The organism is Paraburkholderia sp. SIMBA_054, from assembly GCF_046534875.1.
GTDB lineage: Bacteria > Pseudomonadota > Gammaproteobacteria > Burkholderiales > Burkholderiaceae > Paraburkholderia > Paraburkholderia hospita.
The window spans coordinates 1-255 of the sequence record NZ_JAWRXV010001183.1; the positions used below are offsets into that span (position 1 = coordinate 1).

General features: G+C 60.8%; 1 protein-coding gene. It reads right to left on the reverse strand.

Annotation, left to right across the window (positions count from 1 at the left end; translation table 11 throughout):
• Positions 1-255, reverse strand: a 255-nt coding sequence (locus SB822_RS58865; protein WP_410859345.1) for a hypothetical protein, incomplete at both ends; no start/stop codon positions are given.

A 255-nucleotide genomic window follows, 5' to 3' on the forward strand; every position in this document is an offset into this window, starting at 1 on the left:
GACATGGTGCGAGTCGAAAGGGAAAGCACGCAACTGGCAGCTGGCGCAATGGCGCAGCACGCGGATGAAATGCGACAGCTCGCCCACCGCGCGTTTTGCTTCCGAAGGCCCAAGCACTTCCGAATAGAGGCCCCAGGTCATTTCCCACGGGATGATCGAGCCTGTCTCGAAACCCGCAGTCCAGCGGCGATAACCTTCCAGCACCAGCTTTTCCGGCAGGCGATCGAAATAGCCCGCAGTGTTGGCGCCGTTCAG